At 40.5% G+C, this 9,115-nt stretch carries 8 protein-coding genes and 1 rRNA gene; 1 reads left to right on the top strand and 8 read right to left on the bottom strand.

The annotated features are described in order from the left end of the window. Nucleotides 1–338 precede the first annotated feature (338 nt). On the top strand, nucleotides 339–1,670 hold the full coding sequence (pabB, locus tag ACTJIX_RS14580; RefSeq protein ID WP_004891544.1) for an aminodeoxychorismate synthase component I: 1,332 nt from the start codon (nucleotides 339–341) through the stop codon (nucleotides 1,668–1,670). Nucleotides 1,671–1,750: 80 nt separating this feature from the next. Here pabB and hisC read toward each other — a convergent pair whose 3' ends face one another. The 8 genes from hisC to rrf all read right to left on the bottom strand — a co-directional run. Further along, complete coding sequence (gene hisC, locus ACTJIX_RS14575; protein ID WP_004891542.1) at nucleotides 1,751–2,839, bottom strand: histidinol-phosphate transaminase; 1,089 nt, start codon at nucleotides 2,837–2,839, stop codon at nucleotides 1,751–1,753. Nucleotides 2,840–2,966: 127 nt separating this feature from the next. Then, nucleotides 2,967–4,268: a histidinol dehydrogenase gene (gene hisD / locus ACTJIX_RS14570; protein WP_026056791.1), complete on the bottom strand. Its 1,302-nt coding sequence runs from the start codon at nucleotides 4,266–4,268 to the stop codon at nucleotides 2,967–2,969. Nucleotides 4,269–4,453: 185 nt separating this feature from the next. After that, nucleotides 4,454–5,155 carry an ATP phosphoribosyltransferase gene (gene hisG, locus ACTJIX_RS14565; RefSeq protein ID WP_004891537.1) on the bottom strand — a complete coding sequence of 234 codons (702 nt, stop codon included), beginning with the start codon at nucleotides 5,153–5,155 and terminating at the stop codon, nucleotides 4,454–4,456. Then, complete coding sequence (gene murA, locus ACTJIX_RS14560) at nucleotides 5,155–6,411, bottom strand: UDP-N-acetylglucosamine 1-carboxyvinyltransferase (protein ID WP_004814459.1); 1,257 nt, start codon at nucleotides 6,409–6,411, stop codon at nucleotides 5,155–5,157. Before murA ends, hisG begins: the two co-directional genes overlap by 1 nt. Nucleotides 6,412–6,418: 7 nt before the next feature. Continuing rightward, the gene (gene ibaG, locus ACTJIX_RS14555; RefSeq protein ID WP_004814457.1) at nucleotides 6,419–6,670 is read right to left on the bottom strand and encodes a BolA family iron metabolism protein IbaG; all 252 of its coding nucleotides are present in this window, start codon (nucleotides 6,668–6,670) and stop codon (nucleotides 6,419–6,421) included. A 134-nt stretch (nucleotides 6,671–6,804) separates the two neighbouring features. After that, nucleotides 6,805–7,137 carry a ribosome hibernation-promoting factor, HPF/YfiA family gene (gene hpf / locus ACTJIX_RS14550; RefSeq protein WP_004814456.1) on the bottom strand — a complete coding sequence of 111 codons (333 nt, stop codon included), beginning with the start codon at nucleotides 7,135–7,137 and terminating at the stop codon, nucleotides 6,805–6,807. 177 nt (nucleotides 7,138–7,314) lie between these two features. Then, complete coding sequence (locus tag ACTJIX_RS14545) at nucleotides 7,315–8,766, bottom strand: RNA polymerase factor sigma-54 (protein ID WP_004891534.1); 1,452 nt, start codon at nucleotides 8,764–8,766, stop codon at nucleotides 7,315–7,317. A 259-nt stretch (nucleotides 8,767–9,025) separates the two neighbouring features. After that, nucleotides 9,026–9,115 (bottom strand): 5S ribosomal RNA (gene rrf, locus ACTJIX_RS14540); the annotation flags it as partial.

Genomic DNA, 9,115 nt, shown 5'->3' with positions numbered 1-9,115 from the left:
TCGGTTATATGCGGGCCAATTGGTTGTGCGGTAGATTTTGTGTGTAGGCTTCTTCATTTGAAAATTATATCGCTAAAAAAGCCTTTACAGATAGGTTTGTGCAACAAAGCCGTTGTGAATCACTCTTTGTCCATGATGTATTTTTATTTTACGACAGCACGAACAATTAATCCTTGAGTGATTTGCTCGCCCCCCTAAATTAGCTGCGTGTCATTTTTTGTTCAACTGTTGTTGGTCGCATTTCGTTATTCACCGATAAACGGTATATACAAGTTCTACCTCATTTTTCTTGATAATTGAGATAGAATCATCTCAGTCTCTTGAATGCTTTAAACTGAATGCATAGCCTAACTTTTCAACATCTCCTGTCTGCTTCAAATAGTTCCCCGCATGCCATTTTGGAAGCATTGCGCTCCCTGGATCATGCTGTATATTTATATGACAACGGTACGCCATTTATTGCCTGCTGTGCTGAACGTTATACAGTTATACAGGATGATATTATACAAACTTATCAGGCTGTTTCTTTTAATCAGTATGAAGTCGTTGCGCCAGATTTAACTATTAATTTCACGTCTAAATCAACCTCGGACTCTACAAGATTTAATGGCGGCTTTGTAGGATTCATTTCTTATGACTACGCAGCTCAGCAGCAAGTTCATTATAGACAGCGCCAGCAGCCAGCACTTTTTATTGGGCAATTCTCTACTTATTTAGAACTCAACCCTCAAGGATGGATTTTTAAAAGTAGTGATCCTCAAGCGAAACATATTTTTCAGCAGATTCAGGCTTTACTTGATCAATTCCAGGATAAGTCTGAATTTAATTTAGTTTCTCCATGTACAGCGCGTTGGAATAAATCGGCTTATCAGGAGGCTTTCAGTCAGGTTCAGGAATATATCAAAGCTGGTGATTGTTATCAGATCAACCTGACTCAAGAATTTTCAGCACAAGCTAAAGGCTCTGTGTTAGCTACAGCAGAACAATTTTGGCAGCTAACCAATGCACCTTATGCTGGTTATTTACGCGTAGGTGAGTTTGAGCTGTTAAGTTGTTCACCAGAACTGTTTATTGAGTTTCAATCTGAGCGACGGATTATTACCAAACCGATCAAAGGCACGATGCCGCGTTATATAGATCCAATATTGGATGAGCAGTCCAAACAGACCTTAAAAAATTCTGAGAAAGATCAAGTTGAAAATGTGATGATCGTGGATTTATTACGTAATGATTTAAGTGTTTATGCGGAAACTGGCTCAGTTAAAACACCAAAGCTGTTCAATATTGAAAGCTTTAATCAAGTTCATCATATGGTTAGTGAGGTACAAGCTACATTAAAAAAAGATGTAAATCCATTTAATGTTTTAATGTCCGCCCTTCCTGGCGGATCTATTACTGGTGCACCTAAAATCCGTGCCATGCAGATTATTGAAGAACTTGAAGATGCGCCACGAGGTGCATATTGTGGCTCAATGGGGTATTTTAATTTTGATGGAACTGGTTCCTGGAATATTCTGATCCGCTCAATACAGAAATACCAAAATGAGATGTCACTATGGGCTGGTGGCGGGATTACCATTTCATCAGACTGCGATGCCGAATACCAAGAATGTTTTGATAAAGTCGAAGCTATGTTGAATCTACTCAATACTTGGTACACACCTGAATAAATAAAAAAACGACTCAATTGAGTCGTTTTTTTATGAATCTCACCCCTTGATGAGCATTGCTCCGCAAGGGATAGATTCACTTAAATCAAAATCTCATTTTTCAATGTATCAATCAAACGTTGATTCTGCTCATCTGTACCAATAGTAATACGTAAGAACTGATTGATACGTGGCTTATTAAAATAGCGCACGATAATACCATGTTCACGTAATTCAGATGCTAACTCACCTGCATCTTTGCTTGGGAATGATGCAAAAATGAAATTGGCAGCCGATGGTAAAACTTTAAATCTAAGTTCTTTTAACTGTGTTGTCAATTTCTCACGGCTCGCTATCACTTTGGCATTTTGCGCTTCAAAGTAAGCTTGGTCTTCAAAGGAAGCTACTGCTGCTGCAATGGCAAAACGATCCATTGGATAAGAGTTAAAGCTGTTTTTAACCGCTTCCAATGCTGCAATTAAATGTGGCTGCGCAATCGCAAAACCAACCCGTAGACCTGCTAATGAGCGGGACTTAGACATGGTTTGGCAGACCACCAAATTGTCGTATTTCTCAACCAACGCCACCGCTGATTCTGCACCAAAGTCGACATAGGCTTCGTCAATCACCACAACCGAATTTGGATTAGCTTGAAGCACTTCTTCAATTGCAGATAAACCCAGTGCAATACTGGTTGGTGCATTTGGATTGGTAATAATGATGCCACCATTTGGCTGTTTATAGTCATCGACTACAATTTCAAAATCATCATTGAGCGGCAATACTTTGGTTTCGACACCAAAGAATTGGCTGTATACAGGATAGAAACTATAGGTAATATCTGGATAGAGCAATGGCAATTCTTGAACGAAGAATGCTTTGAAAATATGCGCTAAAACTTCATCCGAACCATTGCCGACAAAGACTTGCTCAACTGGCACACTTTGCTGTTTCGCAATCGCGTGCTTCAGTTCAGAGGCATCAGGGTCAGGATACAAACGTAAAACATCCGCACCATTTGCCAAGACATTCTGCACTGCTTCCACCACTTTTGGTGACGGTGGATATGGGTTTTCATTGGTATTTAATTTTAAAAGATTTTGGATTTTAGGCTGTTCACCTGGTGTGTACGGCTCAAGCTCACGTACTTCAGGACTCCAAAAACGCATTTGTTCTGTGGTGATATTCATTTTTAAATTCTCAAAATTCCCTCTCCTGCTAGGAGAGGGTTAGGGAGAGGTGTATCAATTCCCCCTCTCCTAACCTCTCCCAAAGGGAGAGGAAAATTTATTTCTTAATAAATTTCTGTTTAATATCTTATTGATAACGATAACGTGCAGAACGTGCATGTGCATCAAGATTTTCTTCTTGCGCCAAGATATCAGCAGTTTTCGCTAAAGTTTTCACGCCTTGTTCAGAGCACATAATCAGACTTGAACGTTTTTGGAAATCATATACGCCCAGTGGTGATGAAAAACGTGCTGTCCCTGAGGTTGGTAAGACATGATTTGGCCCTGCACAGTAATCACCAATCGCTTCAGGTGTATAACGCCCCATGAAGATCGCACCAGCATGACGAATATCTTCCGCCATTTCCTGTGCTTCATCTAAGCACAGCATCAAGTGTTCTGGTGCCACTTGGTTAATGAGTTCAGCACCTTCAGCACGATCTTTCACTAATACCAGTGCACCACGGTTCTCGATAGACGTACGTGCGATCTCAGCTTTTGGTAAAGCTTCTAAGTGTTTTTCAATCCATTCGCCAACTGCATTCAACAACGCTTCATCAGGTGTAATGAATACTGCTTGCGCAACCGTGTCATGCTCAGCTTGTGACAATAAATCCATTGCCAGCCACTCAGCATTATTTTCACCTTCTGCATACACTAGAATTTCAGAAGGTCCGGCAATCATATCGATACCGACTTGACCAAATACCGCACGTTTTGCCGCAGCAACGAAACGGTTACCCGGGCCTGTGATTTTATCTACAGATGGAATGCTTTCTGTACCATAGGCTAATGCTGCAACCGCTTGCGCACCACCAATGGTAAATACACGGGTCACGCCTGCCAAATATGCTGCTGCAAGTACCAATGGATTTAAGTCACCATTTGGCGCAGGTACCACCATAATAATTTCAGGTACACCTGCAACATGGGCAGGTACTGCATTCATCAATACTGAAGATGGATACGATGCCAAACCGCCCGGTACATAAATACCCACACGATCAAGTGGTGTGACTTTTTGACCTAAGGTATTACCTAAAGCATCGACATAGGTCCAGCCATCTTGCTTTTGTGCTTGGTGGAATTCACGTACACGGTTGGCAGCGAGTTCTAAAGCTTCACGCACTTCAACTGTTAAACCATCAAAGGCAGCTTTCAATTGTTCTTGAGTCAGTTCCAGATCTGAAAATTGATGCGCTGGATGTCGATCGAACTGCTGAGTAAGTTTAAGAACATGAGCATCACCATGCTGACGCACATCAGCAATGATTTGATCTACGGTTTTTAAAAGTTCAGGATCACTCACTGTTTCAAAAGCTAACAAGTCAGCAAATACCTGCTTGAAGTTTTGATCTTGAGTCGATAAACGTCGCATCAATTTACCCACAAGGTTGATATGGAAAAGATTAGTTTACCTGTTTTAACAGGCTTTGTGGTTATCTATCTACTTTCTTGAGCATGAGTTTTATTGGAAATAGCATTCGGCAAAATTGATGATTTCTCTAAACTCTCTATCAAATTCTGAATATAAAAAAAACCGTCCTTGCAGACGGTCTTTTAGAACAATAAAAATTAAGCTTTTTTCGCTTGTTCACGTGCTTCAACTGCTTGTTCAAGCTGTGCCAAAATTGGATTGAGCAAGGCTTGTTTACGCTTAAAGCTGGCTTTATTGACAATCAGACGTGACGACACTTTACAAATTTCTTCCAATGGCTCAAGACCATTGGCACGAAGGGTATTGCCTGTATCGACCACATCAACAATATAATCGCCTAGACCTACAAGTGGTGCAAGTTCCATAGAACCATAAAGCTTGATCACATCAACCTGCTCACCTAGGCTTGCATAATATTGACGGGTTAAATTCACATACTTAGTCGCAATTTTAAGACGGCCTTTCGGACGTTCCATACCAACCTTGCCTGCTGTCATCAGTTTACAGTTGGCAATTTTTAGATCTAATGGCTCATAGACATTTTGCGCGCCATGCTCCATCAACACATCTTTACCTGCCACACCGATGTCTGCTGCGCCATTTTCAACATAGGTTGGCACATCAGAAGCACGTAAAATCAGAATACGAACGTGTTTATGGGTTGTCGGGAAAATTAGCTTTCGAGACTTATCCGGGTCTTCCAGCAGGTTAATACCTGCCGTTTCAAGTAACGGTAGAGTTTCTTTTAAAATACGGCCCTTACTTAATGCTAAAGTTAAACCATGATCAAAATTGCCCATTACGTCAAAGTTTGGATCATCGTTTCTCATATCGCTCATTAACTTACTCGCTTAATTTGGGCGCCTAAACCTTGTAACTTCGCTTCGACATCTTCATAACCGCGGTCAATATGATAGATACGGTCAATCACTGTTTCCCCTTCAGCGGCAAGCGCTGCCAGTACCAAAGAGAATGAAGCACGTAAATCTGTCGCCATCACTGGTGCTGCAGAAAGTTTTTCCACACCTGTCACCACAGCATCATTACCTTCCACCTGAATATTCGCCCCCATACGAGCCAATTCAGGAACATGCATGAAACGGTTTTCAAAAATCGTTTCGGAAATTGTCGCAAAACCGCGGCCAATTGCATTCACTGCCATTAGCTGCGCCTGCATATCTGTTGGAAATTCTGGATGCGGCAAAGTACGGAAGCTGACAGCTTTCGGGCGTTTACCCATCATATCCAGTTCGATCCAGTCGTCACCACGTGTAACTTCTGCACCCATTTCTTCAAATTTTTCCAATACTGATTCAAGCAGGTTTGGATCTGTATTCGTTGTTTTTACTTTACCACCAGTAATTGCAGCAGCAGCTAAATATGAACCAGTTTCAATACGGTCAGCAACCACAGCATATTCACAGCCATGCAGGCTTTCAACACCAGTGACAATCAGCGTATCTGTGTCTAAACCTTCAATCTTGGCACCCATTTTAATCAGCATTTGCGCAAGATCGGTAATTTCAGGTTCACGTGCTGCATTACGGATTGTCGTTACGCCATCTGCCAGCACAGCCGCCATCAGAATATTTTCGGTACCACCCACAGTCACCATGTCAAAGACAACTTCGCCACCTTTCAGACGACCATCAACTTTGGCATGGACATAACCAGCTTCCACCTGAATTTCAGCACCAAGCGCTTCCAAAGCTTTTAAATGCTGATCAACAGGACGAGAACCAATCGCACAACCGCCAGGTAAAGACACCTGTGCACTACCGTAGCGCGCCAGCAATGGACCAAGCACCAAAATGGATGCACGCATAGTTTTTACTAACTCATATGGTGCAAACTGGTTATCCAGGGTTGAAGTATCCGCAACCACAGTATCACCTTCATATTTCATGGTGATCCCGAGACCGGCAATAAGTTTAACCAATGTGTTTACATCTTTCAGATTAGGCACATTGGTCAAGGTAATGGGAGTATCTGCAAGAATCATTGCAGCCAGTAGTGGAAGTGCTGCGTTTTTCGCACCGGAAATACGCACTTCACCTTCGAGCTTATTGCCGCCCTGAATTAAAAATTTATCCATTAATCTATTAAGCTCCAAATAAGCTTGCTTTGCGCCATTCTTCTTTGGTCATTGCGCGAATTGTTACGGCATGGACTTCACCACTGGCGATATAAGAATTGAGAGGAGCATAAACAGCTTGTTGTCGAGCAACTGGTCGCTTACCATCGAATTGATCATCCACAATACGGAGATCATATTTGCCGCCCTGACCACTCACAGCAATGTCAGCCTCTGGGAACGCGGCTTTTAAGATTTCAGCGAGCTGTTCATTATTCATCACAAGACCTCTTATAGGACTAAGGGTGTAAAACGGATCATTTTACTATAAATAAAAAAAATAATTCATTAGTCACATACATTATATATATAAAAAAAGAGGCTTTTAAAAACCTCTTTTTCCATTCTGCCCGATTATAAAGCCAATGGCTGATAATTCAGGTTCATTTTTCGATATCGATCAATTTGTTTTTTTAATTTTTCTGTCAAAAGCTTGATCGAGGTATACATATCATCGGCATTGGCATGCGCAAAAAATTCGATTCCCGGTAATCTGATAATCGCTTCCGCAATATGATTACTGCTTCCTTTTTTAGAGCGCTTATCAATCTGATGATCTTTTGAAAGTTTAACCTGCATACTGTTCACTTGATCCAGATGTTTAGTCATCTGCTGGAACTTTGTTTTTATAGTATCTTCAATTGCTGGCGTAATAGATAAATGATGTCCACGAATTGTTATTTGCATAGTTCTATCCCTCAACTTCGTTAGGATTAGACGAGTCACAGTCAAATGATTCGATGACAATAACCAATGCAAGGTTACAGTTCAGAAATTGGATCAAATCATTTTACGGTTCCTCAAAAGAAAAAGAGATTCATCATAGTGTCATGATGAATCTCTAGAATAGTCAGATTTTAAAACTTAGATCAAGACCTTTCGTTCAGAAGATGAAGGAATATGTAACGATTCACGATATTTAGCGACTGTACGTCTTGCTACATCAATACCTTCCTCTTTTAACATATTGGCAATTGCATTATCCGACAACGGCTTACGTATATTTTCCTCAGAAATCAATTTCTTAATCTTGGCACGAATCGCAGTTGAAGATGCTTCCCCACCCGAAGTCGTACCGACATGACTGGAAAAGAAATATTTCAATTCAAAAAGACCACGCGGTGTCAGCATGTATTTATTGGTTGTCACCCGAGAAACTGTTGATTCATGGAGCTCCACTTCTTCAGCAATATCACGTAATACTAGAGGTTTCATCCCTTCAGCACCAATTTCTAAAAAAGCTTTTTGATGTTCGACAATACAAGTGGCTACTTTTAACAAAGTCTTATGACGTTCATCGATACTCTTAATGAAATTTTTGGCTTCCAGCATCTGATTTCTTAAATACTGGTTGTCATCACTTTGATCCGCACGACGAATCATATTGGCATAAAACGAATTCACACGTAGTTTTGGCATCACGTCAGGATTCAACATTACTTGCCAGCAGTCATTCTTTTTCAACACGACAACATCGGGCACCTGATAATCAGATTCACGATCTTCAAATTCCAGACCAGGATGTGGCTTTAAGGTTTTAAGTAAATCTACTGCACAGCGTAACTGCTCTGGATTCAAACCAGTTTGCTTAATTAGCCGAGGTAATTCGTTGGTAATGAGTAGTTCATAATGCTGTAGCAGCTTGATTGCATCATTACGACAAGGTGTGGAAACTGGCAAATTATCCAGCTGAACCATCAGGCATTCAGCCAAATTGCGCGAACCGACACCAATAGGCTCTAATCGTTGAATATGTTTGAGTACTACAAGGACTTCATCATCTTCAATTTCCTCCTCATAGCCCATGCTTTGTAACAAGTGTTGAACTGAGGTGGTAATTTCCGAAATTTGGACTTCAAGAAAGCCCTTATCGTCCAGAGAATCGATAATGCAATGCGCAATCAACTTATCAATTTTAGAAAAATGTAGCAGATTTACCTGTTCAATCAGATGTTGCTGCAGACTTAAATGTCCCTGCCGATTATCCTCACGTTCTTCGTATTCAGCTGCACCTAAACTAGTGGGCTGATGGGTATATACATCATCCCAATCAGTATCCACAGGCAAATCATCAGGCAAATGATCTGCATTCAATTCATTGGTTAAGTCTTTTTGGTCATGCTCAACTTCAGAAGTAGATAAACTTTCTAAATTTGATTGTTCTTCAACTTTTTCCAGCAAAGGATTACTATCTAGCTGTAACTGAATTTCCTGTTCAAGTTCCAGACTCGACAGTTGCAATAATCGAATTGCTTGCTGTAATTGTGGAGTTAATGACAGCGAGTTCGCAACTTTTAAGCCCACTGATAATTTCATTGTTACCCCTCATTATTCAAACCGCGCTTTCTAAGCAATTTTTATGCCGCTTTATTTTTTTATAACATAGATTTGTTAAATTACATACAATTCCTTGTATTTTTTATGCACTATTTAAGCTATTTATTTTAAATATTAATATTAATTAGTATCTTATTTTTATCAAATGATCTTATTTGCTTTTAAAAATTGGAAATAAATTAAAAAATTACATAAAAAAACACCCCCTGTCAAATGACAGGGGGTGTTTAGAATAATGAGCTGGCGATGACTTACTCTCACATGGGAAACCCCACACTACCATCAGCGCTAAGAGGTTTCACTTCTGAGTTCGGGAAGGGATCAGGTG

The organism is Acinetobacter sp. 22323 (assembly GCF_052044895.1).
GTDB lineage: Bacteria > Pseudomonadota > Gammaproteobacteria > Pseudomonadales > Moraxellaceae > Acinetobacter > Acinetobacter schindleri.
This window is presented reverse-complemented; position numbering and strand designations above follow the sequence as displayed.